The following is a 24,860-nucleotide window of genomic DNA, read 5'->3' on the forward strand; positions in this document are numbered from 1 at the left end:
CTCCTGGATCGTCTCGCGTGAGGCGCGGCGTCATGCAAGCGAGTCTAGGAGGCCCATGAAATTCGCGTCAATTACCGGGACGCCTTCTCGATATGTGAGACGCCGCCGGACCGGTGCGTTCAGTAACGCATCACGAGAAACAGCCCGGCCGCCGCAAGCGCCATGCCCGGCCACGCGAGCGTGCCGATCGTCTCGCCGAGCGCCACCAGCGCGATCAGCGCGGTCGCGGGCGGAATCAGGAAGAACAGCGCCGACACGCGCGACGCCTCGCCGTAGCGCACCATCGCGAGCAGCAGCGAAATCGCGATCAGCGAGTTGCAGATGACGAGGTACGCCAGCGACCCGGCGAGGCCGGCCGTCCATTCGACGTGCATCGGTTCGAGCGCGAACGCGAGCGGCGCGGTGACGGCCAGGCCGACCGCGTACTGCACGAGGTTCGCGGTGACCGGGTGAATGTCGGTGCCGAAACGCTTTTCCCACAGCGTGCCGCCGGTGATGCACGCAAGCGCAAGCAACGCAAAGGCCAGCGCCCACGGCGAAGCCACCGCGACCGACGAGCGCGCGAGGATCACGAGCACCGCGCCCGCGGCGCCGAGAGCGAGCCCGAGCCAGCGCAGCGCGCCGACGCGTTCGCCCGCGATCATCGGCGCGAGCAGCCCGACGAGGATCGGCTGCTGCGACGTGACGAGCGCGACCGCGCCGGCCGACATGCCGAGCTTCAGGCTCAGGTACGTGAACGCGAAATAGCCGGCCTGCAGCAGCAGCCCGACGACGACGAGATCGCGCCATGCGCGCCGCGTACGCGGCAACGGCGGGCGCAACCACAGGAACGGACCGGCGAGCAACGCGACGACGCACGCATAGCGGAGTGCAAGGAACGTGAGCGGATCGGCATAGCGCAGGCCGAGCTTCAGGAACACGAAGCCGCTGGCCCACAGCAGCAGGAACAGCGCGGGCGCGAAGCGCAGCCAGCCGGGTTGTCGTGCGGCCACCGGGGGATCGATCGCCGTCATGCGCGTGCGCCTTGCGGTGCCTGGCGAGCGTCTGCCCCGTTCACGCCGGGGTCGCGCGCGGGTCGGCGCATCATCGACGAATCAGGTGATACACGACGTTCAGCACGGTCACGACGATGCCGATGACGATCAACACCTGCAGCTTCCTGTTCATGACAGCGTGCCCTCGGCGGTTCGTTGTGCGGGTGATCATACGCCGCGCCAACCGAGCGTGCCGTGTCGCTACGAAGCGCGAGCGCTGCGCTGCGGTACGCGCTCGCCATCGGCGTCGTCGGACGCCAGCATGGACGGGATCTCGTCGACCAGCGCGTCGATGACGACGCGCACCTTCGACGGCACATGGCGCGATGCCGGCCGCACCGCGTAGACCTCGGCACCCGACACGCTGTCGCTGTCCATCACGAGTGCGAGACGGCCGTCGCGCACGTACGGCGCCATCAGCCAGCACGGCAGCCACGCGAGGCCCGCGCCGGCGGCAGCCGCATCGGCGATCGCCTGCAGGTCGTCGAACCGCAGCCGGCCGGCCGTGCGATGGTCGTGCACCGCGCCGTCCGAACCGATGATCCGCCACGGCGTCGGCTGCCCGCCGCGCGAATACGCAATGCCAACGTGCGACGCGAGTTCATCGAGCCCCGACGGCCGCCCGTGGCGGTCCAGATACGTGGGCGACGCGCCAATGCCCATGCGCTGCACGCCCAGCTTCCGGCCGACGAGCGCGCTCGTATCGGCCAGCGCGCCGATGCGTACGGCAATGTCGAAGCCGTCGTTCACGAGGTCGGCCACGCGGTCGCTGAACGACATGTCGATTTCGAGCCGTGGAAACCGCTCGACGAGGCGCCGCACGACAGGCGCCACGCATTGCCGGCCGAACAGCACCGGCACGCTGATCCGCACGCGCCCGGCCGGCTCGCGGCGGCCCGCGTCGAGCGCGGCCTCCGTCTCGCCGAGTTCGGCCAGCAGCCGCCGGCATTGCTCGTAATAGACGAGCCCTTCGTCGGTCAGCCCGAGTTGGCGCGTCGTGCGCTGCAGGAGGCGCACGCCGAGACGGTGTTCGAGCCGCGCGACGATCTTCGCGACGGCCGAACGCGTCATGCCGAAGCGCAGCGCCGCCGCCGCGAAGCTGCCCGACTCCACGACGTCGACGAATTCGGCAACGCCTCTCAACCGTTCGTCCATGCAATTCCGCTCCGATGGGATGACTGGCTTGTGTCCGTACTGGCGACAATCGTTGGCCGAATTCTCGCCAATGCGTCCTCGCACGCAACACTATGATAGTCCGGACTATCTCGAAAAGGAGTGGACATGCACGCATGGCAAGTGAAACCGGGCGACGGCATCGCCGGGCTTCGGCGCATCGACGCGACACCGCGCGCGCTCGGGCCGAACGACGTCGTCGTAAAGATCCACTCGGCCGCGCTGAACTATCGCGACCTGATGTTCGCGCGCGGCGACTATCTCGGCATCGGCACGGAGGCGCTGATCCCTGTCGCCGACGGCGCCGGCGAAGTCGTCGAAATCGGCCGCGACGTCACGCGATTCAAGCCGGGCGATCGCGTGATCAACACATATTTCCCGCACTGGATTGACGGACCGGCCACACCGCGGAAAGTCTCGGGGTCGGCCGGTTCGCATTTCGATGGCGTACTTGCCGAACGCTTCGTGTCCGACGAAGCCGCGCTGGTCGCGATTCCCGCGCATCTCGACTACGACGAAGCGGCGACGCTGTCATGCGCGGGCATCACCGCCTGGAACGCGCTGTTCGTCGACGGCGGATTGGGGCCAGGCGCGACCGTCGTGCTGCTCGGCACGGGCGGCGTGTCGATCATCGCGCTGCAACTCGCGCATGCGGCCGGGCTGCGCACGATCGTGACCTCGTCGAGCGATGCGAAGCTCGAACGCGCCCGCACACTCGGTGCGGACGCAACGATCAACTATCTCGCCACGCCCGAATGGCAGCATGAGGTGCTGCGGCTCACCGGTGGCGTCGGCGCGGATCTGGTCGTCGAAGTCGGTGGCCGCGATACGCTGCCGCGCTCGGTCGCCGCGACGAAGATGGGCGGCATCGTGTCGGTGATCGGCGGCCTCAGCAGCTTCGGCGGGCCGGAACTCGGGCTGCTGTCGCTGATCGGCGGCGTCCGGCAACTGCACGGGTTCATGGTCGGCAGCCGCGCGATGCTCGACGACGTCGTGCGGCTCGTCGATGCGAAGCGGATCAAGCCGGTGGTCGATCGCGTGTTCGGCTTCGACGAAGCGCCGCAGGCGTATGCGCACCTGCAGTCCGGCCAGCATTTCGGGAAGGTCGTGATTCGCGTCGCGCCGTAATCGAACAAGGCGGCGGGCTGCCGTCCGCCGCCTTCCGGCCCGGGTCCGTCAGAACTTGTGCCGGATCCCCGCATGGACCATCAACTGCTTCCCGTTCGATGACAAGTCGGCCGCGCCGGGGACGTACGCCTGATCAAGCGACGAACCGGTTGCGTCGCCGGCGATCCGCTGGTACGCCCCCATCAGGTAGACGTCCGTGCGCTTCGACAGGTTGTAGTCGGCCATCAAGCCGATCGAATGGATCTTCGGCTTCGCCGCGCCCGTCGTCGCGTCGTAGCGCACCGTCGTGTACACGTACTGCGCGCCGACGAACAGGGCCGGCGTGAACTGGTACTTCCCGTTCACTTCGAAGTTCTGGTACTTGATCGACGTCACCGTGCCGCCGGCGAGCGGCCCGGTCGACGGTTCGATCGTCTCGTCGCCGAACAGGTACCCGACGTTCGCCGTGGGCCGCGTGACGTTGCTGTTCGTGTATGCGAACCCGACTGTCGCGGGCCCGGCCGTGTAGTTGACGCCCGCACCGAAGATCCGCAGCCGCGCCGACACGAAGTTCGCATCGGCGCCGACCGATCCGGAACCCGCGATCCCGCCGCCCGATGTCGCGCCCGGATTGTCCGCGTTCAGGAAGGCCGCGCCGACGAGCAAGCCGCCCTGCTCGTACTGCGCGCCGACGCTCCACTGGCGATTGTTCGCGAAGCCCGTGTCATTGCTGAAGCTGTACGTGCCGCCGAACGAGAAGCCGGAGAAATCCGGGCTCGCGTACTTGACCGTATTGTTGACGCGAAACGTGTTGCCCGTGTTGTCGTTGTCGAGCGGGTGCGAGAACGGATAGACGCCCCAGCTGCCGTTGGCGGTCGTCGGTGCGAGATAGTCGACCACCGAATCGTATTGTCGACCGAGCGTCAGCGTGCCGTAGCGCGTGCTGCCCAGCCCCACGTACGCTTGCCGCCCGAACATGCGTCCGCCCTGTGCGAGCGTGCCGTTGTTCACGTTGAAGCCGTTTTCGATCTGGAACACGGCGTTGTATCCGCCGCCCAGATCTTCGGTACCCTTCAGCCCCCAGCGACTTCCTTGCGCGAAGCCGCTCGCCATCTGCCATGCGGCGTGGCCGCCGACGTTGTTCGTATAGTCGATGCCCGCATCGACGAGGCCGTAAAGCGTGACACTGCCCTGCGCGAACGCCGGTGCTGCGCACAGCGCCGGAATCGCGACGAAAAACGATCTCCAGTTCATTTGGTATCCTTATTTATATTTTCATTCCTTCGCACACACCTGGTTCGATACGGTTACTTCGCGCCGTAGATGTCGAAGTCGAAGTACTTCTGGTTGATCTTCCGGTACGTGCCGTTCGCGAGGATCGTCGCCAGCGCGTGGTTGAACGCGTCGCGCAGGTCGTTATCCTGCTTGCGCAGGCCGAGCCCGTCGCCCTGTCCGAAATACTTCACGTCGCCGATCGGTGCGCCGACGAACATGTAGTCTTTGCCCTGCGGCTTCTTCAGAAAGCCGTCACTGGCCGCGATCGACGCCTGAAACGCCGCGTCGAGTCGCCCCGACACGAGATCGGCATAGACCTGATCCTGATTCTGGTAAGACACGATCTGTACGCCCGCCGGCTGCCAGTTCGCGATTGCGTAATCGGCCTGCGCGGAACCCTGCTCGACGCCCACGCGCTTGCCTTTCAGCGCATCGGCCGTCGGCAGCAGCGGCGAGCCCTTGTGCGCGATCAGCCGCGCAGGCGCATTCGAGATGCGGTTCGTGAAGGCGATCTGCTGCATCCGCTTCGGCGTGATCGTCATCGACGACGCAATCACATCGAACTTGCGCGCGAGCAGGCCGGGAATCATCCCGTCGAAGCTCGACTCGACCCACACGCAATGTGCATGCAGTTCCGCGCACATCGCATTCGTGATGTCGATCCCGAAGCCCGTCAACGTGCCGTCGGGCAGCTTGTATTCGAGCGGCGGGTAGGTCGGATCGACCCCGAGCCGGATCTCCTTGCCGGTCCAGTCGCCGGCGTGCGCCGTCCCTGCCGCCAGCGCCACCGCGAGTACCGCCATCCACTGTTTCATTGCCTGTCTCCTTGTGTGAAGCATGAATCGAAATCGTTCGGCGCGTCAGGCGCCGGTTCATCGTGTATGCGGCATCACGCGAGATACCGCTCCGCCAGCGCGATCCAGTAGCTCGCGCCCGTCGCGAGGCACGCGTCGTTGAAGTCGTAGCCGGAATGGTGCAGCCCGCAACCGGTCGCACCATCGCCATTGCCAACGCCATTGCCGATCGACAGGTAGCTGCCGGGGCAGACGTCGAGCATGAACGCGAAATCCTCGCTCGCCGCGATCGGCCGCATGTGCGGAATCAGCGCTGCGTCGCCGCCCCATTCGCGGGCCACGTCGCGCGCAAATGCCGTTTCCGCCGCATGGTTGACGAGCACCGGATAGCCGTACCGATAGTCGATTTCGACCGTGGCGCCGTAGCTCGCGGCCTGCCCGTGAACGATCGCGCGAATGCATCGTTCGAGCAGTGCACGCACGTCCGGGGACAGCGCACGCACGCTGAGTGCCAGTTCCGCGTACGACGGGATCACGTTCGACGCGGTGCCCGCATGAATCGAGCCGGCCGACACGATCGCGAGATCCTGCGGATTCACGTTGCGCGACACGACTGTCTGCAGCGCCATCACGATCGACGCGCACACGACCACCGGATCGACCGCCGTGTGCGGCGCAGCGCCATGCCCGCCGCGTCCGATCACGCGCACGAGCACCTCGTCGGCCGATGCCATCGCCGGGCCGTCGCAGAACCCGAGAACACCGGCCGGCAAGCCCGGTACGTTGTGCATCGCGAATACCGCATCGCACGGAAACCGTACGAACAATCCGTCGTCGATCATCCGCTTCGCGCCGCCGAGCCCTTCCTCGGCCGGCTGAAAAATCAGGTTCAACGTGCCGGTGAAGCGCGCACGCCCGGCAAGACAGCGGGCCGCCGCAAGCAGCATTGCCGTATGACCGTCGTGTCCGCATGCGTGCATCACGCCGTCGTGTCGGCTGGCATGCGGCAGCGCGGTCGTCTCCTGGATCGGCAGCGCGTCCATGTCAGCACGCAACCCGAGCCGTTTCCCGGCGCCGCGCGTCAACGTGCCGATCACGCCCGTGCCGCCGACTCCTCGTGTGACCTGATAACCCCATGTTGTCAGCAAACCAGCGACGAGATCGCTCGTCACATGCTCTTCGAAGCCGAGTTCCGGATGCGCATGAAGCCGGTGACGCAGCGCGATCATCTCCGTTTCGATGGCTGCCATTTCCGGCTGGATAGGATTTTGTTCCAACCCTGATTCTCCTTTGCACGTTCCGGTTGCCGATTGCTCCGATGACCAATCGTGGCCGAATCGTATGCAGCGGAAATCCCGTCGAACAGCCGCGCTTTCGTTATGATGACAACCTTTCGTTGTCGGGTATCACGCCATGAGCAGCATGAAACTGCATCAGTTGCAGGCCCTCGTCGCGAGCGCGGAGGCCGGCAGTATTCGCGGCGCGGCACGCGCGCTCGGGCTGTCGCAGGCGGCCGTCACGCGCGCGCTGCGCGAACTGGAAGCGAACGAACGCCTGCCGCTGCTCGTGCGCGCGCCGGAAGGCATCGGCTTCACCGACTACGGAAAAACGCTGCTTACGCATGCGAAGCTCGTGCTGAAGCAGCTGGAACTCGCGCAGAGCGATCTCGAGCGGATGCGCGGTCGTGTCGAAGGCCGGCTGAGCATCGGCATCACGCCGTGGCTCGCGACGACGTTTCTTGCGGAGACGGTTCTGCTGTTTCGCGAGCGGATGCCCGACGTGCGCCTCGAACTCCACGAAGCGCTGATGGCCGTCGCGCAGCCGCTGCTGCGCGACGGCAGCATGGACTTCGCGCTCGGGCATGTACCACCGGCCGGCACGCAGGAATTTGCCTGCGAACCGATGCTGCGCTACGAGACGTCGGTCATGGTGCGTGCCGGCCATCCGCTCGAACGCGCGCGGTCGATCCACGACCTGCTCGACAACGACTGGGTGCTGAATTTCGCGGCCGACGGGCAGGCCGCACTCGTCGACTATCTGTTCACGCGCCACGGCGCGCGGATCGACGAACGGCGCATCGTTCGTGCACAGTCGGTCGTCATGTTGCAGACGATGCTCGAACAGGCCGACATGTGCACGTGGTGCCCGACGATTCTCGCGGCCGTGCCGCCGTTCGGCGAACGGATGCGGCCCTTGCCGCTGAAGGAGACGTTCGAGCCGCGCGACCTCGGGATCGTCACGCGCCGCAGCAGCACGCTGAGCGACGCGGCGCGCTGCTTCATCGAGTGTCTGCTGCAAGTGATCCGCCGGCATGCAAGATCCGCACGCAAGGAGGATCTCGCGCTGTTCAGGACGGTGTCGCTGCTGATCTGACGGCTTGCGCCGTCACGGCCCAAATCGCGACCTGCCGCGGCACCGGCTCACCACGCACCGGTGCCGCGGCAAGCGTCACATCTCAGATCTTCGCGGTCAGCGTGATCCCGACCGTGCGCGGATCGCCGTAGAGCACCGGATACGCGCCATATGACGGCAGCAGCTCGAGTTTCTTGTAGACCTTGTTCGTCAGGTTCGTCACGTAGCCCGTCACGATGTACTTCTGGTTCGGCGTCGTGTACGACACGTGCGCGTTCAGCACCGTATAGCCTCCTTGCCACAACTGCGGCATCGTCTGCCGCGTCGCGCTGAAGTACTCGCGGCTGCGGTAGTTCACGTCGCCGCCGGCCGTCAGCGTGCCGAACGACACCGGCACGCGATAGTCGAAGCCCGCGTTCAGCGTCGTGTGCGGCGAACGCGCAAACGAGTTCCCGACGGCCGTCGGCACGTAGCGGAACTCCGTGTAGCGCGTGTTCAGCATCCCGAGGTTCGCGAACAGGTACAGGCTGTTGACCGGCTGTGCCTTCAGCTCCAGCTCGAAACCGTCCGCGCGCCCCTGCCCCGCATTCGACAGCGTCGACACCGGCGGCCCGCCGAACGGGTTCGGCGCGAGCGCGAACACCTGGATGTCACGATAGTCGTAGTGGAACACGCTGGCGTTGACGATCAGGCGCTTGTCGAACCACTCGCTCTTGATGCCGACCTCGTAGTCGGTCAGGTACTCCGGCGACACGGTCGACACCGTGCTCTGCGTATAGGCGTTGCCGTTGTAGCCACCCGAACGGAAACCGCGCGCATAGCGGAAGTACGCGCGTACGTTGTTGCTGAGCGCATATTCGGGCGTGAGATCCCAGGTCGGCGCGCGCCACGTGTTCGTCTGGTTCTGCCGCGCGCTGACCGCGAGCGGCGACGACACCGACGATGGCGACCACCAGCTGTTCGGATCGCTGAACGTCACGTTGCCCGTATCCTGCAGCCCGGTCAGGTTGATGGTCTTGCGCTCGATCGTGTAGCGCAGCCCGCCCGTCACGTTGAAGCGGTCGGTGAACCGGTACTTCACGCTGCCGAAGATCGCCGCGCTCTGCGTGTGCTGCGTGAGGTCGGTCAGGTGATAGTACGCGGGCGACGGCGAACCCGGCAGTCCGCCGCCGGCGCCCTGCTCGGCCAGTTGCTCCGTAAACAGGTGCGTGCCGACAAGCCAGCTCAGCCGGTCGCTCTGCGGCGATTCGAGCCGGAATTCCTGCGAGAACTGGCGGCTCGACAGGCGGTCATGTGAACGCGCCGCGTCGAACGGCGAGTAGTCCTCGTCGTCCTGGTACCAGCGGTGCAGCCCTTCGAACGCGGTGATCGACGTCAGCGACACCGCCGGGTTGATGCGCCAGTGCGCGGTCAGCGACGTGCCCCACGACGAGATGTGATCGCTCGACGGCGCATTGAGCGACACCGTGTACGGATCGCTCGACCCGACGAAGCCGAACTGGTTCGCACCGCCGCGTCCCGCGCCTTCCGCGTGCCACGCGTTGCCGCCGCCCGTGTAGTTGCGGCCGTGGATATTGAACAGGAAGTCGGTGTCCGACGTCGGCACGGCGAGCACCTGGAAGCGCACCGCGTTGTCGTGGAAGCCGCCGAAACGCCCCTGCTGCACGGTGTTCGTGTAGAAGCTGTCTGCATTCTCGTGATACACCGACACGCGTGCGGCCAGCACGTCGTTCTTGCCGATCGGCCCGCCGATCGCGGCTTCCGCGAGCCGGCTGTTGTACTGGCCGAGCCCGAGCTTGCCGTAGCCGCTCACGTCGAAGGTCGGCTTCTGCGACGTGATGCTGAGCGCACCGCCCACGGTATTCTTGCCCCACAGCGTGCCCTGTGGCCCGCGCAGCACTTCGATGCGATCGAGGTCGAACAGCGGAAAACCCTGCCCGAACACACTGTTGATGTACACGTCGTCGAAGTACACGCCGATCGGGCTCAGCGACAGGTCCGACGGATCGTTGCTGCCGACCCCACGCAGGAACCAGCGCGGCCGTTCGCGGCCCTCGGTCGACTGCCCGGTGAAGTTCGGCACGTACTTCGTCACGTCGTTGATCACGCGCAGTTCGTTGTTCTTGATCGCATCGCCGCTCAGCGCGCTCACCGCGACCGGCACGTCCTGGATGCTCTCCTTGCGCCGGCGCGCCGTCACGGTCACCGTGCCGAGGTTCGTTTCGCGTGCGGCCGTGGCGCGGTTCGCGCGCGCCGGCTTCGGCGCAGCCACGACCGCGTCGTCCTGTGCCTGTTTGGCCGGCTTCGCGCCCGGCGAGCCCGCCGTCGACGCGCCGTCCTCTGCCCACGCCGGCAACGATACGGCGCCGCCCGTCAGCAGTCCCCCCAGCGCGGTGACGATTAGTTTTTTCCTGAACATCGATGAGTCATCCTGTTTGATCGGTTGAACGCACGTGCGAGCTACGCACGGGTTCTCTCTTGCAATTCGGATGCCAGCATCGACAAGCCCGTCGCACGGGGCTTCCGGCCTGCATGCGGTGCCGGTGTTGCTGCATGCGCATCTGTGGAGGGAAGCAAACTGCTTGTCACGCAACACCGGCGTCGACAATCGTCAGGACAGCTTCGCAGGCAGCGGCTGCGCCGCACCGCGACGGCCTTGGGCGAACCGCAGCGCGAATGCAACCAGCACGACGACGGGCAACCAGCACAGAAAGACTACCGGCAACCCGACGATCGGCACGAGCGCACTGCCGGCCAGCGGGCCGCAGAACGCGCCGGTCATCGACGCGAGGTTGTAGAGGCTCGACACCTGGCTCTTGTCGGCCGGGTGACGACCGAGATACTGCATGTTGACGAGATGCAGCAGCGACGACCCGGTGCACAGCGCGGCGAGCCCCGCGCCGACGATCCGCGCGTCATGCGCGAGGCCGAGCGCGAGCAGCCCGGCGACGACGCCCGCGAGGCTGAGGCCATGGCAGCGTCGCTCCGTCATCCGCTGCGCGGCATGCCCGAGCCCGAACAGCGCGATCACCGCGACGACGCCCTGCAGGGTCAGCAGCGCGACGGCGCCCGACTGCGACAACCCGAGATACTGAATGGCGAGCACGACCGTAAAAGTGCCGGCGAGCGAGCGCGTCGCGCTGTTCACGGCCTCGATCACGAGCTGCTCGCGCACGTCGCGGCTCCAGGCGAGCGCGAGCAATGCACGCAGGCCGCCGGTTGCCGGTTGCGCGCCGAGTGGCGGCTGCTCCGCATCGCCGAGCAGCATCCAGCTGAACAACGCCATGCCCGCGAAGCTCGCCGACACCGCGCAGAACGTCGCGACCGCACCATGCGCGCCGATCAGCCAGCTCGCGAGCCACGGCCCGGCCATGCCCGTTCCGACCGACATGGCCGCGCGATACCAGCCTGCGCGCGCGAGGCCGATCTGTGCGAGACGCGCGAGGAACACGCCGTTGATCGACACGATCCGGAACGGGATGCACAACCCGATCAGCGCCTGCATGAGCGCGATCAGCGGCCATGCGCCGGTGAACGGCATGACGAGATTGAGCAGCATCGGCCCCATGCTCGCGGCGAAGTACACGCGCCGCGCGCCATAGCGCGCAACCAGCAGCCCGGCCGGCAACGTCATCAGCGCGATGCCGAGCGGCTCCATTGCGGCGATGATGCCGAGCCGCGCGCTGTCGACGCCGAGCGCGAGCGCATACAGCGTCGTCGCGAGCTGCGCCATGCTGATCGTCGTGCCGCTGGCGAGCGCCATCAGCATGAAGCCACCACTGAAGCGCTCGCGCCGCCATGCGTCGGTAATGCGCGCCGGCGTACTCACCGCGACAGCGTCGCGATGCCGTCGAGCGCGCGCCGGTCGATCCACGCTCGCACATCGAAGTCGGCGGGCAGGAACCGCCAGTCGACGAGGAAGCGCTTGAAATCGTCGAGCGCGGCGATCGACGCTTCGTCGAGATCCGTGCGCAGCCGCCGGTGCACGTCGGCGCCGTATGCAAGCCGCAGCCAATCATGGCCCGAGCCCGTCTCGCGGCCGAGATAGCCGAGCACTTCCTGCTCGTGCTCGCGCGCCCAGCCTTCGACATCGGTCACGCGTGCGAGGAAGCGGCTGACGATGCCGGGATGACGCTCGAGCGTCGACGCATTGACGGTCAGCGGCCGCGGCGAACCGTTGTTGATGCGGATCTGCGGATCGGGATGAAACCCGATGTCGACGACCGGCTGCGCGCCGATCAGGTGCGCGGTTTCCAGCCCGAGCGAGCCCTTCACGTAGATCGCGTCGACGTCGCCGCGCACGAGCGCGGCCGCCTCGGCCGCATAGAGCCGCCGGCTCGACAGGCTCGCGGGATGGCTGAACGCCACGTCGCGAGTGACCGGCGTCGACGTCGGGGCGCGCAGGTTCGACGCCGGGACGTCGATCCATTCGACATCGTCGGGGCCGAGCCCGTCGAGCGACAGCGCGCTGACGAAGCCGCGCAACGCCGCAGCGCGGAAGATGTCGATGCGCTCGCCGTCGCGGCGCGGCAGGCCGATGCGGCGCCCGCGCAGGTCCTTCGGGCGCGTCAGGCCGGCTTCCGGCAGCGCGACGATCGCCTGTGCCTCGTCGACCCAGGTCAGCGCGACCACACGCGTGTCGGCGCCGGCCGCGCGCGCCCACAGTGCGGGAATGCTGCCGCCCTGCCGGAACGCGTTGTCGAGCGAGTGATCGACGTGTGCGTGATGCAGCGCCACGTGCTGGCTTTCCTGCAGCGCGCGCACGGTGATGCCGTCGCCGGCGAATTCGCTGTCGAGCCAGCCGAGATGCGCGGCGATGCCGAGCGGCGTCGGCACCGGACAGCGCGTGTACCAGATCGACTGAACGTTGTGTGAAGCCGTGGTGCTCATGGATGCGTTCGCAAATGAAGTCGTGAAAGGCGCGTCAGGCACGCGGCGCGGTCAGCACCGACAGTCGCGTGATGCCGGCGTGCTCGATTGCGGCCATCAACTTCGCGACGGTGCCGTACGGCACATGCTCGTCGGCCTGCAGATCCAGCGCGACGTCGGGCCGGCCCGCTTTCAGCGCGGCCAGCTCGGCCGGCACCGTGGCGAGCGCGACCGCACGCTTGTCGAGATACACGACACCCTTCGCGTCGACGCTCACGGTGACGTTCGGCTTGCGGTCGGCCGGCGCGGTGGCGACTGTGTTCGGGAGCGTCACGTGTACCGCGTTGTTGAGCAGCGGCGCGGTGACGATGAAGGCGACGAGCAGCACGAGCATCACGTCGACGAGCGGCGTGATGTTGATTTCGCTGAGCACGTCGTCGTTGTCGGAAGAGGACGAGAAAGCCATTACGCGAACGCCTCCTGACGGGTGTCGCCGGCACGGCCTGCCGGTGCCGCAGCGGGCACGGCGGCCGGCACGCGGAAGCCGGCCTTCTGCGCGAGCGTGACGAAGTCGGTCGCGAACGCGTCGAGGTCGGCCGATGCAGCCTTCACGCGGCGTACGAAGAAGTTGTACGCGAGCACGGCCGGCACCGCGACCGCGATGCCGATCCCGGTCGCGACGAGCGCCTCGCCGATCGGCCCCGCGACGACGTCGATGCTCGCCGATGCGCTGTGCGTGATCGCGGTCAGCGCATGGATGATGCCGAACACGGTGCCGAACAGGCCCACGAACGGCGCGGTGCTGCCGATCGATGCGAGCACGGCAAGCCCCGCTTCCTCGCGCCGGCGCGCATTGTGGATCTGCTGCCGCAGGTGACGTTCGAGCAGGTCGTGGCGGCTCCAGCTGTGTTCGAGATCGTGCGCGCTGCTTTCGTCGGCGCGCCGGAGCGCGTCGAAGCCCGTCGCGGCGAGTTCGCCCACGGGGCTGTTCGCGCCGTCGAGTGCGGCCGCATCGTGGAAGCTGTTTGCAGCCCAGAACGCGCTGACGTAACGCCGATTGCGGGCGCTCGACCGCAGGCTCTGGATCGCCTTCACGACGATCAGCGTCCACGTGACGACGGAGAAGACGACGAGCAGCCAGAGCGCGCCCTGGACGATGAAGGTGGTCGGAATACCGTTCATGATGTGAGTTCCTTGAAAAATGTGGCGGGCGGCCCGACGGGTCAGCCCAGCTTGAAATCGATCGGCACGTTGACCCAGCCGTCGACGGCTTCGTCACCGCGCTTCGCGGGCACGAACGTCCAGCGCTTCACGGCAGCCACCGCCGCGTTGTCGAGCAGGCGGCGGCCGCTGCTCGTGCGAACGTCGACGGAATCGGGCGTGCCGTTCGCGAGCACGTGCACGCGCAGCACGACGTGCCCTTCCCAGCCCTGGTCCTGCGCGAATGCCGGGTAGTCGGGCGCCGGGTTGCGCAAGTACGCCGCGTCGCCGATCGGTGCGGTTTCGCGCACGGGTGCGGCCGGCGCCGGCGCCGCGGCGGCCGGGGCCGCGATGGCTGGCGCCGTCGGCGCGGGCGCGGCTTCGCGCGACGCCTGCGGCACGGCGGCCGGTGCGGGCGCCGGATGCGGAACGGCCGCGCGCGGCGTCTGCGGCTTCGGCGGGGTCGGCGCCTGCTTCAGCGGCTTCGGCGGCACGACCGGCGGCGGCGGATGCGCGGCCTGCGGCAGCGGCTCGGGCGGCCGTGTCAGTTCCACCGTCATCGGCAGTGGCCGTGGCGGCTGCACGGGCGGTGCGGCGGGCGCGCGCGCAGCCAGTAGCGCCACACCCGCATGGAGCACCGCGACGGCCAGCCCAATCGCGCCCACGCCGCGCCATCCGTTCGCAGGTACCGGCCGTGCGTCAGCCTGCGCGGACGGCACCACCGAAGGCGGCCGCGCAACCGCTGCAACCGCCGCCGCGCGGGGCGCTGCACGCGCCGCATGCCGGCGCGCCGGCGGCGCGCCGTATTCCATCGTCAGCCCTGTCATGTTCGACTCCTTGCAATGACGCGCCGCGGCGCGCTACGCGACCCACGCATGGCGGTGCCGGTCGATCTGCGTGAACGGCGCCGGATCGATCCAGGCGCGCGCGTCGAAATCGCGTTCGAGAAAGCCCCACTCGACGAGGAAATCCTTGAACGCGACCAGACCGTCGATCGACGTCGGCGCGAGCCCCGTCTCCAGATGGCGGTGCACATCCGCGCCGTACGCGTAGCGCACCCACTCGTCGGACGCGCGCGTTTCGCGGCCGATATAGGCGACCGTCTCCGCCGGGTGGCGCGCGGCCCAGTCGCCCGCACCGACCACGACCGACAGGAAGCGGCTCACGAGATCGGGGCGCGCGTCGATCAGCGCGCGGTCGACGGTCAGCGTGCGCGGCGTGCCGTTGCCGATCCGCACCAGCGGATCGGGATGCGCGCCGAGATCGATGACGACCTGCGCGTCGATCAGGTGCACGGTTTCCAGCCCTGCCACGCCCTTCACGAACACCGCGTCGACGTCGCCGCGCACGAGCGCCGCGATCTCGATTCCGTACTCGTGCGGGCCGCGCGTGAACGAAGCAGGCCCGGTGTGGCGCTCGCGCGTATCGGGCAGGTCGACCCATTCGGCGTCGCCGTGGCCGAGCCCTTCCAGCTCGAGCGCGCTCAGGAAGCCCTTCAGCGCAGCGGCCCGCCAGAAGTCGATGCTGATCGGATGACGCGGCAACCCGAGCCGCCGGCCGCGCAGATCGCGCGCGGTGCGGATGCCGCGCTCGGGCAGCGTGACGATCGCCTGGAATTCGTTGGTCCACGACAGGCCGATCACACGCGTATCGGCGCCGCGTGCCCGCGCCCATAGCGCGGGAATGTTGCCGCCCTGCCGGAACGAGTGCGGCAGGCTGTGATCGAAGTGGGATTCGCGCTTGTCGGCATCGGCCGTCTCCTGCAGCGAATTCAGCACGATGCCTTCCGGCCCGAACTCTTCGTCGAACCAGCCGCGATGCACGGCGATGCCGAGCGCGGTCGGCACCGGGCAGCGCGTATACCAGAGTGCGTCGCAGGCGGTGGCCTGCGCAGCTAGTGTCGTCATGGTGAGTGTCCTTGTCGATTTCGTTGAGACGCGCGGCGAGAAAGCCGCGCTCAGGCGCCGGCCATGCGCAGCGCTGCCTGCGTGCCGCGTGCGTTCAGCGCGCCGTCGACGAGCGGCAGCACTTCCTCGCCCACGCGGTACGCCTCTTCGAGATGCGGATTGCTCGCCAGGATGAAGGTCGACACGCCAATGTCGACGTATTCCGCGAGCCGCTCGGCCACCTGCTCGTGGCTGCCGACGATCACGCAGCCGGGGCCGCCGCGGATCTGCGACATCCCGGCCCACAGGTTCGGGCCGACGATCAAGTCGTCGAAGTGCTGCGTGTTGCCCTGATGCAGCGCGAACTGGCGTTTCGCGCCGACCGATTCCGACGATTCGCCGCGCCCGCCAAAACCGCTGCGCGTCGTGTCGCCCACCGTCGCGAACATCTGCCGCAATTCGGCCCAAGCCTGCTCCTCGGTCTCGCGCGCCAGGATGTCGATGCGCATGCCGAAGCGCAGGTCGCGCTCGGCGTTCTGCCGGTCGAGCGCGCGGCGCGCCGCATCGATCACTTCCTTCTGCTTCGCCAGCGGCTCCCCCCAGCTCAGATGCACATCGCCGTGCTTCGCGGCGACCGCGAGCGCGGCGTCGCTGGCGCCGGCCAGGTAGAGCCGCGGCGGCTTCTGCCCACTCAGTGGGGGCAGCAGGCCGCCGGCTTCGACGCGATAGAAGCGGCCATCGAACGTGAACGGCTCGCCGGCCGCGACACCCTTCACGACGTCGAGGAATTCGTCGGTGCGCGCATAGCGACTGTCGTGATCGATGAAGTCGCCATATGCGCGCTGGTCGGGGCCGCCACCGCCCGTGACGACGTTCCACTCGACGCGGCCGCGGCTGATCCGCTGCAGGCTCGCGGCCATCTGGGCCGCATAGACGGGATGCACGAAATGCGGCTGCAGCGCGATCAGCAGCCGCAGCCGGCGCGTCTCGCGCGCCAGCGCGGCCGCGACGACCCACGGCTCCTCGGTGAAGCGGAAGATCGGAATCAGCGCGCCATGGAAGCCGGCAATGTCGGCCGCGCGGGCGACCTGCGACAGATAGTCGATGTAGCCGAAATCGTCGTCGTCGACTTTCGGCGCGACGCGCGATGCGCGCTGGCGGTTCCATTCGCCGCGCGTATGCAGATCGTGCGCGCGCCTGCCGTCGCCGTGCATCGGCAGGCGCCACAGAAATTCAACAGCCATCGGGGTTCTCCTTGTCGGCCCGTTCGGATTGCGTGCGGCACCGGCGTGCCGCGCGTATGCAGCGCTGTAAAGCACGCGGTGTGCCAACGCGCTCGCCGCCCCGCATGCGCGGCCGCCGGCCAGCACGCGCGACGCCTTGCGGGCCGGGCGTCGACGGCAATCAAGGGACACCCACCGCACATTGCCGACATCACGCGAACGAACCGTCGTCGTGCTGCTGCACCGGCCGCACCGGTGCTGCACGCGCAACAGCACCGGACGCGACTGTTGCTCACGCAACAGGCGATGCGCCGGCCGACACGCCATGCATCGCGCGCGATGCCCGCGCCGCGTGCCGCACGGCCGTCTCCGCTCACTGGCCCGGAACTTGCAACGTGGTACGGCCCGCGCGTGCGACACCGCGCATCGACCACGCTTACCCAGACAGGGGAATCTCACACATGACAGACAGGCCCGATTCGTCATCGGACAAGCAGCAGACGTTCTGGTACGCCCGATCGCCCGTGCCGACGCCGCTCGGCATTGCCGTGCACCTCGGCTGGCTCAATGGCGAGACGTCGGCCGACGGCGTCGCGATCCGCTCGCCGCGCGGCGCCACGCGGCACGACGTGTCGTCGATCAGCGATCACACGCTCGCGCAGTCGTTCCGCCAGGGTGGCAGCATCCCCGCGATGTGGGCACGCTCGAACGACGCAAACACGCGCGTGATCGGACTGTCGTGGGTCGACGAATCGCAATTGATCCTCACGCGGCCCGAGTCGGGCATCCGCTCGGTGAAAGCCTTGCGCGGGCGCCGGATCGCGATCCCGAGCCGCCCCGACGACCGCATCGACATCTTTCGCGCGTCGGCGCTGCGCGGCTTCGTCAACGCGCTGAGCCTCGACGGATTGACCACGCGCGACGTCGAGCTCGTCGACGTGCGAGCCCGCACGCTACAGGCCGTCGGGCCCGCGCGCGCGGCAGACCTGTTCGCGTCGCCCCATGGCTTTTCGAGCCGCGCGCTGTACGCGGCCGAAGCCGGCGCGCTGCTGCGCGGCGAAGTCGACGCGATCTACGTCAAGGGCTCGACCGGCCTCGAGATCGCGCAGCTGATCGGCGCGCACGTCGTGATCGACATCGGCTTCCATCCGGAGCGCTCGATCCGCAACAACAACGGCACGCCGCGCCCGCTGACGGTCAACGCGGACGTGCTCGCGAACCATCCGGACATCGTTGCCGGCTTCCTGAAGCTCGTGGTCGCTGCCGGTGAATGGGCGAGCACGCATCCCGACGAAACCGCCCACTACGTCGCCGGCGAAACCGCGTCGTCGATCGACTGGGTGCGCGCCGCATACGGCAATCAGCTGCACCGCCATCTCGGCGTCAATCTCGACGACGAATCGATCGCCGCGCTCGACGAATTCAAGACGTTCCTGCACATCCACGGCTTTCTGGAGGCCGACTTCGACGTCTCCGACTGGATCGACCCGCGCCCGCTCGCCGACGTGCTGCGGCCGTCGCTGCAGAAGCGCGCGTGAGCCCCTTTACCGTTCACTGTTCGGGACCATCATGAAACACACGCTTTCCCTCGCCGTGCTGCACCGCCAGCTCCGCACACTGCTCGCCGCGCTGCCGCTGGCCGCCGCATCGCTCGCGGCACCAGCCGCGCATGCGCAAGACGCCCCCAAGGTCGTACGCATCGCCGTCGTCGCGTATTCGAGCGGCGGCAAGACGCAATATGCAGGCGCCTCCGCATTGATCGACGCCGACAAGTCGCTCGAGAAAGCGCTCGCCGCCCGGCACGTGAAGCTGCAATGGGTGCCCGTGTCGACCGCGGCGGTCGGCACGCTCGTCAACGAGGCATTCACGAACGGCAGCATCGATTTCGCGGGCTACGGCGACCTGCCGTCGGTCGTCGTCAACGCATCGGGCACGCACACGCGCCTGATCGTGCCGGGCGGCGTCGGCAGCAACACGTATCTCGTCGTGCCGGCCGGCTCGGCCGCGAAATCGATCGTCGACCTGAAGGGCAAGCGCATCGCGCTCAATCGCGGCCGGCCATGGGAAGTCACGTTCAGCAAGCTGCTCGCCGAGAACGGGCTGAAGCTGTCCGACTTCAAGATCTACAACCTCGATCCGCAGGCCGGCGCGGCGGCCGTCGCGGCCGGCCGCGTCGACGGCTTCTTCACGCTGTCCGACGCGTATTCGCTCGTCGACAAAAATGTCGGCAAGATCATCTGGTCGACCAAGACCGCGCCCGACGACTGGAAGATGCGCTCGGAACTGTGGGCGTCCGACGATTTCGTACGACGCTACCCGGACATCACGCAGCTCGTCGCGACGGCCTACGTGCGCGCCGCGCACTGGATCTCGCAGCCGCAGAACCGCGACGCCTACGTGAAGATCCTGAGCGCATCGGGCCAGCCCGAAAACGTGGTGCGCCGCGAATACGCGGACGAATCGACGCCGTGGAAAGAGCAATGGACGCCGCTCTTCACGCCGGCGCTGACCGGCCACTACCGCGACGTCGTCGCGTACAGCCGCCAGGCCGGCCTGACGTCCGCGCCGGTCGACGTGAACGCGTTGCTCGCACCGACCTTCGTCGCGACCGCGCTCAAGCAGCTCGGCCTCGACGGCTACTGGCGCGCCGACGCCACGCGCGTCGCGAACCGCTGATGCCGGCGCGCGCCCTCTCGCGGAACGGCTCGCGCGCGGTCCGCCTGCCCGGCATCGCGCGGCTCGGCGAGCACGCGCTGTGGTGGGTCACGCCCGCCGCATTCGCCGCGCTGTGGTGGCTTGCAAGCGCGCAGCGCTGGTTTCCGCCGCAGCTCGTCGTGCCGCCCGACCGGCTCGCGGCGACGTTGCTTGCGCTGCTCGACACCGGCGAGCTACACGACAACCTTCTGATCACGCTGCACCGCCTCGCGCTCGGTTTCTCGCTCGGCGCAACCGGCGGCGCAGCGTTCGGCATCCTGCTCGCACGCAGCCGGCTGTTCTCCGACTATCTGCGGCCGACGTTCGACCTGCTGCGGCAAGTGCCGACGCTCACGCTGATCCCGCTGCTGATCCTGCTGATCGGTGTCGACGAACCATTGAAGCTCGTCGTCGTCGGCAAGGCCGTGTTCTTCCCGGTCGCGCTGGCCGCGTACACGGGCGTGCACGACGCGCCGCGCGATCTCGTCGAGATGGCACGCCACTACGGGCTCGGCCGCTTCGCGCTGCTGCGCGACGTGCTGCTGCCGGCCGCGTTGCCGCCGCTGCTGACGGGCGTGCGGATCGCGCTCGCGCGCGCGTGGCTCGCGCTCGTCGCGGTCGAGCTGCTCAGTGCCGATAGCGGAATCGGCCAGATGATGGAACTCGCGCGGCAGATGCTGCGGCTCGACGTGGTGCTCGTCGACGTCGCGGTGATCGGCTTGATCGGCTTCGCGCTCGACCGATCGATCGCGCTCGTGCAGCGCTACGCATTGCGCTGGCAGTCACCCACGCGCTGACTTTGACTGGAACCGCTTCGGCATGACCTTCGCTACCCGTGCTTTCTCGTTCGCCCCGCTGCGCCGCCGCGCGCGCGGCCTCGTCGTACCGGCCTTGCTGGTTGCCGCATGGCAAATCGCATCGTCCGGCGACGCGGCCCATCAATACGCATTCGTGCCGCTGCAGCAGGTCGCTGCAGCGTTCGTCGAACTCGTCCGCAGCGGCGAGCTCGCGACCGATCTCGGCGCAAGCCTGCGCCGCACGACGCTCGGGCTGGCATCCGGCGTCGCGGTCGGGCTGCTGTTCGGCGCGGCGATGGCGCGTTCGACGCTCGCACGCAAGCTCGCCGAACCGGCGTTCCAGGCGCTGCGTTACGTGCCGCTGCTCGGGCTGATTCCGCTGCTGAGCCTGTGGGCCGGCACCGGCGAGTTCGCGAAGGTGTTCATCATCGCGCTCGCCGCGTTCTACCCGATGACCACCGCCAGCTTCGACGGGCTGCGCCGCGTCGATCCGCGTTATGTCGAGCTTGCGCAGTCGTATCGGCTGACGCGCATCGGCCTGTGGCGCGACGTGCTGATTCCGGGTGCGTTGCCCGACCTGTTCGCGGGCGTCCTGCAGGCCGTGCCGTTCGCGTGGATCACCGCGACCAGCAGCGAGCTGCTGTTCAACACGGGAGCCGGGGTCGGCAGCCTGATGCAGAACGCGCAGGCCGGCGCACGCGCCGACGTGCTGCTCGTATGCGTCCTGGGTGTGACGACGCTGGCCGTCGGGATGAGCGCGTTATGCGAGCGGATCGCGCGGCGCGCGCTGCGCTGGCGCGATCACGCCTGACGTCGCAGCCGCGCGTCGGCGTCGCTCGCGTCGCGCGGTTTCAGGATGCCGAGCTGCGCGAGCCGTGCGCGCACGATGTTGCGCGACTGGTCGAGCAGGCGTGACATGCGCAGCTGGTTGTGCTCGCTGTAGTCGAACACGCTGCGGTAGACGGTGTCCTCGATGTGCTGCCACAGCGCCGGCGTGCCGAGATCCAGCAGCTCGATCACCGCGTGACGCAGCGCATCGGTCGCTTCGGCCACGTCGCGCGCACGGCGCGGAGGCGCCGCGGCCACGCCCGGCGCATTGGTCGTGTCGGGCGCAAGCGACAGCGCCGAGAACTGCAGGTCGCCGACGTCGATCGCTCCGCCCGCGCAGATCAGCATCGCGTGGTGGATCACGTTTTCGAGTTCGCGGATATTGCCCGGCCACGCGTGCGCGTGCAGCCGTGCGCGCGCGGCGTCGGTCAGCGTCGGCGCGGTCACGCGCAGCCGCTTCGCATAGGTGTCGATGAAGTGCTCGATCAGCGGTGCAATGTCGCCGGGCCGCTCGCGCAGCGGCAGCAGGCTCAGTTTCACGACGTTGAGCCGGTAGTACAGATCCTCACGGAAATTGCCCGCGCGCACCGCGGCTTCGAGATTCACGTTGGTCGCCGCGACGAGCCGCACGTCGATCTTCACGGTCTTGCGCGAGCCGACCGGCGTCACCTCGCGCTCCTGCAGCACGCGCAGCAGCTTGACCTGCGCGGACAGCGGCAGGTCGCCCACTTCATCGAGAAAAAGCGTGCCGCGATTCGCGGATTCGAACCAGCCGGGCTGGCTGTTGATCGCACCGGTGAACGCGCCGCGCTCGTGGCCGAACAGTTCGCTTTCGATCAGCGTTTCCGAAAACGCACCGCAGTTGACCGCGACGAACGGGCCGTCATGGCGCTCGCTCAGCGAATGCACGAGGCGCGCGATCAGCTCCTTGCCGGTGCCGCTTTCGCCGGTGACGAGCACCGTCGCATCGCTCGGCGCGACGAGCTGGATGCGTTCGAGCAGCACCCGCGATTTGGGATCGTCGAACGTCAGTGCCTTCGCGCGGATCGTGATCGCGTGCGAAGTCGGGTCCGGCAAGCTGAAGATGGCCATGGCACGACCGGCGTGTTGAACGGGGAAGGTTCGACGATAGCAAGACGCGCGCCGGCCACGAACCAATTCATCGAGCTATCGGTATGACGGCGGCCGGATTGCGCCGGCCGCCGCTCGGCGTCATGCAAGGCCGGTCATCTTCCATTGCTGTTCGAGCGCGCCCGGCCCGAAGTCGAGCGAGCCGCCGAGCGGTTCCGCAAGTGCCTGGAAATACGCCGCTTCCTCGAGAATCAGGATGTACTTCGACACGTCGATGATCGACTTGCCCCAGAACGTCGCCCCGCCGTTCGCCTCGATGATCGCCGGCACCTCGGGATCGCGCCGGATCGTGTCGACGATGAAGCGCGGCTCGCCGGGACGGCGATCGACATACACCGGAATCTCGCGGGCGCGCGTGTAGCGCGCGGCCGGCGCATAGCGGATCGGCAGCGGACGATGCGCGCTCGCCCATGCACCGAGGTACGGGCCGTGTACGTGAATCACGACGTCGACATCCGGAGCCTCGCGGAACACGCCCGCGTAGCGCGGGCCATTGCCGCCCGCGCGCGCATCGCCGTGCAGTACGTCGCCATCGAGCGTCACGACGACGGGCTGGATCTCCTGGGACGCAGCCCACGGGCTCGGCGCCGACAGCGCGACGACGAGTTCCGTGCCCGGCACGCGCTGAAACGCCTGGAACGTGTTGGTCGCGGACAGCGTGTGGGTTTCCTTCAGCACGCGCGCGGCCTGCGTGAATTCGCGCGTGGCGCGCTCGACGAATGCCACGAGTTCGCCGCTGTCGATGGCTTGGGTGACGGACATGAGGACGGTTTCCTTGATCGGGTGGACGGAAGCGCTTGCATCGCAACACCGCGACGCACGGCCACCGGATCAGCAGCAATCGTGCCAGCCGCGCAAGGCGCACGGCGCAGGCCGGCTGGTGCGGCACGGGCGCGCGATGCGTGACTCGCGCGGTGCCGTCCTTGTGTATGCGTCTGTTGCGGGAGCAACAACCAGCCGACCGTGATTGCTGCACGACGCGCAGCCGGTACGCATGCGCGATCCGTGCGATGCGGATCGATTGCCCGTCACACCGCGCGCGGCTTGCGCAACGCGCCCGCTGGTTCAAAACTTGCGTCGTGGTCGACCCGCACCTGCCTTGCACGGCGCATCCGATCTTATCGACCTTCATCCGACCATGACGCTTCTTCCCCTGCGCGGCCTCGCCGCACGCACGCTACTCGTCTCGGCACTCGCCGCTTCCACCGTCATTTCGCACGCGGCTTCACCCGGCCGCGTTCCCGCACCTGATCCGTTGCAGGGCGACGGCCGCGTGTCGGCGTTCTACACGTGGGACCACGACATTCCGGCCACGCCCGGCGCGCTGCTGCGCACCGAACCGCTGCCCGCGACCCTCGGGCTCGCGAGCGCCGGGCAGCAACTGCGCATCCTGTATGCCTCGACCGACGGTGTCGGCGGCCACACGCCGATCGCCGTGTCGGGCGCGCTGTTCGTGCCACGCGGCCAACCGCCGGCGGGCGGCTGGCCGATCGTCGCATGGGCACACGGCACGTTCGGGATGGTCGACATCTGTGCGCCCTCCTGGTTCGGCCGTTCGTATCGCGACGTGCGCTACCTGAATGCATGGCTTCAGCAAGGATTCGCGGTGGTCGCGACCGATTACCAGGGTCTTGGCACGCCCGGCCCGAATCCGCAGCTCAACAATCGTTCGAACAGCTACACGCTGCTCGACAGCGTGCGCGCGGTGCTCGGCGGCGTGCCGGGCCTCGCGAACGAAATCGTGCTCGTCGGCCAGTCGCAAGGCGGCTCGGCCGTGTTCGCGGCGGCCGGCTACGCGCCCACCTATGCGCCCGAACTCGCGATCCGCGCGACCGTCGCGACCGGGACGATCTACAACGCGTCGCGCGCCACGCTCGCTTCGCTGCCGAAGTTCGAGACGGCCTACCGGCGCGATGCCGAGCGCGTCGATCCGACACTCGCGTACCAGTTCTACTCGGTGCTGTCCGCGCAGCAGATCGACCCTTCGTTGCGCGCCGACGAAGTGCTGACCGACCGCGCGCTGCCGATCCTCGAACAGGCGCGCATCGGTTGCCTCGCGTCGCTCGAAGACGACGCGGCGCTCGCACACCTTACGCATGCGAACACGGTGAAGCCCGGCGGCGATGCGCGGCTGCAGGCGTGGTGGGACGACTACCTGAAATACCCGACGCTGAAGATCGCCACGCCCGTCTTCATCGGCGCGGGCGCCGACGACGGGCTGGCGCCGCTCGAACTCGCGCTCGCGAAGGATGCGTGCGCGGCCGGCACGACCGTCGAGGCGCACCTGTATGCGGGCCGCGAGCACAACGGCACCGTGAACGCGTCGCTAGCCGATTCGATTCCGTTCGTGAAGCGCGTGCTGGCCGGCGAGACGATCCGCCCGCTCTGCTCGCCGGTCGCGCAGCAGGCCGTGTCGCAATAGCCGGCTTCCGGCGCTTTGCACGACGGCGCGAATGCTTGTGCAAATCCGTTATTGGATCGCGCCGCCGCGCATTTT

Annotated in this window: 23 protein-coding genes; 7 read left to right on the forward strand and 16 right to left on the reverse strand. The window is 68.1% G+C overall.

Annotation, left to right across the window (positions count from 1 at the left end; genetic code table 11):
- Positions 1-119 precede the first annotated feature (119 nt).
- The 3 genes from KEC55_RS24555 to KEC55_RS24565 form a co-directional block, all read right to left on the reverse strand.
- The gene (locus KEC55_RS24555; protein WP_282507726.1) at positions 120-1,013 is read right to left on the reverse strand and encodes a DMT family transporter; all 894 of its coding nucleotides are present in this window, start codon (positions 1,011-1,013) and stop codon (positions 120-122) included.
- A gap of 70 nt (positions 1,014-1,083) precedes the next feature.
- Positions 1,084-1,206, reverse strand: coding sequence for a hypothetical protein (locus tag KEC55_RS24560; protein WP_282507727.1), 123 nt, complete (start codon positions 1,204-1,206; stop codon positions 1,084-1,086).
- A 29-nt stretch (positions 1,207-1,235) separates the two neighbouring features.
- Positions 1,236-2,189, reverse strand: a complete 954-nt coding sequence (locus KEC55_RS24565) for a LysR family transcriptional regulator (RefSeq protein WP_282507728.1) — start codon at positions 2,187-2,189, stop codon at positions 1,236-1,238.
- A gap of 126 nt (positions 2,190-2,315) precedes the next feature.
- On the opposite strand from KEC55_RS24565, the gene KEC55_RS24570 reads away from it, so the two are divergent.
- Complete coding sequence (locus tag KEC55_RS24570; RefSeq protein ID WP_282507729.1) at positions 2,316-3,335, forward strand: zinc-dependent alcohol dehydrogenase family protein; 1,020 nt, start codon at positions 2,316-2,318, stop codon at positions 3,333-3,335.
- A 48-nt stretch (positions 3,336-3,383) separates the two neighbouring features.
- Here the strand turns inward: KEC55_RS24570 and KEC55_RS24575 are convergent, their stop codons facing one another.
- The 3 genes from KEC55_RS24575 to KEC55_RS24585 all read right to left on the reverse strand — a co-directional run bounded on the left by KEC55_RS24575 (position 3,384) and on the right by KEC55_RS24585 (position 6,612).
- Complete coding sequence (locus KEC55_RS24575; RefSeq protein ID WP_282507730.1) at positions 3,384-4,568, reverse strand: porin; 1,185 nt, start codon at positions 4,566-4,568, stop codon at positions 3,384-3,386.
- A 53-nt stretch (positions 4,569-4,621) separates the two neighbouring features.
- The gene (locus KEC55_RS24580) at positions 4,622-5,404 is read right to left on the reverse strand and encodes an ABC transporter substrate-binding protein (RefSeq protein ID WP_282507731.1); all 783 of its coding nucleotides are present in this window, start codon (positions 5,402-5,404) and stop codon (positions 4,622-4,624) included.
- A gap of 74 nt (positions 5,405-5,478) precedes the next feature.
- Positions 5,479-6,612, reverse strand: coding sequence for a M20 aminoacylase family protein (locus KEC55_RS24585; protein ID WP_282511421.1), 1,134 nt, complete (start codon positions 6,610-6,612; stop codon positions 5,479-5,481).
- A 184-nt stretch (positions 6,613-6,796) separates the two neighbouring features.
- Here KEC55_RS24585 and KEC55_RS24590 point away from each other — a divergent pair, with 184 nt between their 5' ends.
- On the forward strand, positions 6,797-7,756 hold the full coding sequence (locus KEC55_RS24590) for a LysR substrate-binding domain-containing protein (protein WP_282507732.1): 960 nt from the start codon (positions 6,797-6,799) through the stop codon (positions 7,754-7,756).
- Between the two features lie 82 nt (positions 7,757-7,838).
- On the opposite strand, the gene KEC55_RS24595 is transcribed toward KEC55_RS24590, so the two are convergent.
- The 8 genes from KEC55_RS24595 to KEC55_RS24630 all read right to left on the reverse strand — a co-directional run bounded on the left by KEC55_RS24595 (position 7,839) and on the right by KEC55_RS24630 (position 16,934).
- Entirely contained in the window at positions 7,839-10,154 is a 2,316-nt protein-coding gene (locus KEC55_RS24595; RefSeq protein ID WP_282507733.1) for a TonB-dependent receptor, read from the reverse strand.
- A gap of 192 nt (positions 10,155-10,346) precedes the next feature.
- On the reverse strand, positions 10,347-11,564 hold the full coding sequence (locus KEC55_RS24600; RefSeq protein ID WP_282507734.1) for an MFS transporter: 1,218 nt from the start codon (positions 11,562-11,564) through the stop codon (positions 10,347-10,349).
- On the reverse strand, positions 11,561-12,625 hold the full coding sequence (locus KEC55_RS24605) for an ABC transporter substrate-binding protein (protein WP_282507735.1): 1,065 nt from the start codon (positions 12,623-12,625) through the stop codon (positions 11,561-11,563). The genes KEC55_RS24600 and KEC55_RS24605 overlap by 4 nt, the downstream gene beginning before the upstream one ends.
- A gap of 34 nt (positions 12,626-12,659) precedes the next feature.
- Complete coding sequence (locus KEC55_RS24610; protein ID WP_282507736.1) at positions 12,660-13,070, reverse strand: ExbD/TolR family protein; 411 nt, start codon at positions 13,068-13,070, stop codon at positions 12,660-12,662.
- Positions 13,070-13,786: a MotA/TolQ/ExbB proton channel family protein gene (locus KEC55_RS24615; RefSeq protein ID WP_282507737.1), complete on the reverse strand. Its 717-nt coding sequence runs from the start codon at positions 13,784-13,786 to the stop codon at positions 13,070-13,072. Before KEC55_RS24615 ends, KEC55_RS24610 begins: the two co-directional genes overlap by 1 nt.
- A 41-nt stretch (positions 13,787-13,827) precedes the next feature.
- On the reverse strand, positions 13,828-14,631 hold the full coding sequence (locus KEC55_RS24620; protein ID WP_282507738.1) for an energy transducer TonB: 804 nt from the start codon (positions 14,629-14,631) through the stop codon (positions 13,828-13,830).
- A 33-nt stretch (positions 14,632-14,664) separates the two neighbouring features.
- Positions 14,665-15,711, reverse strand: coding sequence for an ABC transporter substrate-binding protein (locus tag KEC55_RS24625; RefSeq protein ID WP_282507739.1), 1,047 nt, complete (start codon positions 15,709-15,711; stop codon positions 14,665-14,667).
- Between the two features lie 50 nt (positions 15,712-15,761).
- Positions 15,762-16,934 (reverse strand): LLM class flavin-dependent oxidoreductase, encoded by a 1,173-nt coding sequence (locus KEC55_RS24630; RefSeq protein WP_282507740.1) that lies wholly within the window; start codon positions 16,932-16,934, stop codon positions 15,762-15,764.
- 440 nt (positions 16,935-17,374) lie between these two features.
- On the opposite strand from KEC55_RS24630, the gene KEC55_RS24635 reads away from it, so the two are divergent.
- The 4 genes from KEC55_RS24635 to KEC55_RS24650 are packed head-to-tail and all read left to right on the forward strand — an operon-like array spanning position 17,375 to position 21,215.
- A complete protein-coding gene (locus KEC55_RS24635; RefSeq protein ID WP_282507741.1) occupies positions 17,375-18,451 on the forward strand; it encodes an ABC transporter substrate-binding protein in 1,077 nt (358 codons plus the stop codon).
- A gap of 31 nt (positions 18,452-18,482) precedes the next feature.
- A complete protein-coding gene (locus tag KEC55_RS24640) occupies positions 18,483-19,589 on the forward strand; it encodes a PhnD/SsuA/transferrin family substrate-binding protein (RefSeq protein WP_282507742.1) in 1,107 nt (368 codons plus the stop codon).
- Positions 19,589-20,404, forward strand: coding sequence for an ABC transporter permease (locus KEC55_RS24645; protein ID WP_282507743.1), 816 nt, complete (start codon positions 19,589-19,591; stop codon positions 20,402-20,404). The genes KEC55_RS24640 and KEC55_RS24645 overlap by 1 nt, the downstream gene beginning before the upstream one ends.
- 22 nt (positions 20,405-20,426) lie before the next feature.
- Entirely contained in the window at positions 20,427-21,215 is a 789-nt protein-coding gene (locus tag KEC55_RS24650) for an ABC transporter permease (protein ID WP_282507744.1), read from the forward strand.
- Here KEC55_RS24650 and KEC55_RS24655 read toward each other — a convergent pair.
- Positions 21,206-22,324 carry a sigma-54 interaction domain-containing protein gene (locus KEC55_RS24655; RefSeq protein WP_282507745.1) on the reverse strand — a complete coding sequence of 373 codons (1,119 nt, stop codon included), beginning with the start codon at positions 22,322-22,324 and terminating at the stop codon, positions 21,206-21,208. The genes KEC55_RS24650 and KEC55_RS24655 overlap by 10 nt on opposite strands.
- A 120-nt stretch (positions 22,325-22,444) precedes the next feature.
- A complete protein-coding gene (locus tag KEC55_RS24660) occupies positions 22,445-23,125 on the reverse strand; it encodes a class II aldolase/adducin family protein (RefSeq protein ID WP_282507747.1) in 681 nt (226 codons plus the stop codon).
- A 376-nt stretch (positions 23,126-23,501) separates the two neighbouring features.
- Between KEC55_RS24660 and KEC55_RS24665 the strand changes: the two genes are divergently transcribed.
- A complete protein-coding gene (locus tag KEC55_RS24665; RefSeq protein ID WP_282507749.1) occupies positions 23,502-24,785 on the forward strand; it encodes an alpha/beta fold hydrolase in 1,284 nt (427 codons plus the stop codon).
- The last annotated feature ends 75 nt before the right edge of the window (positions 24,786-24,860 follow it).

Origin of the sequence: Burkholderia cepacia (genome assembly GCF_029962485.1) — a bacterium.
Classification (GTDB): Bacteria; Pseudomonadota; Gammaproteobacteria; order Burkholderiales; family Burkholderiaceae; genus Burkholderia.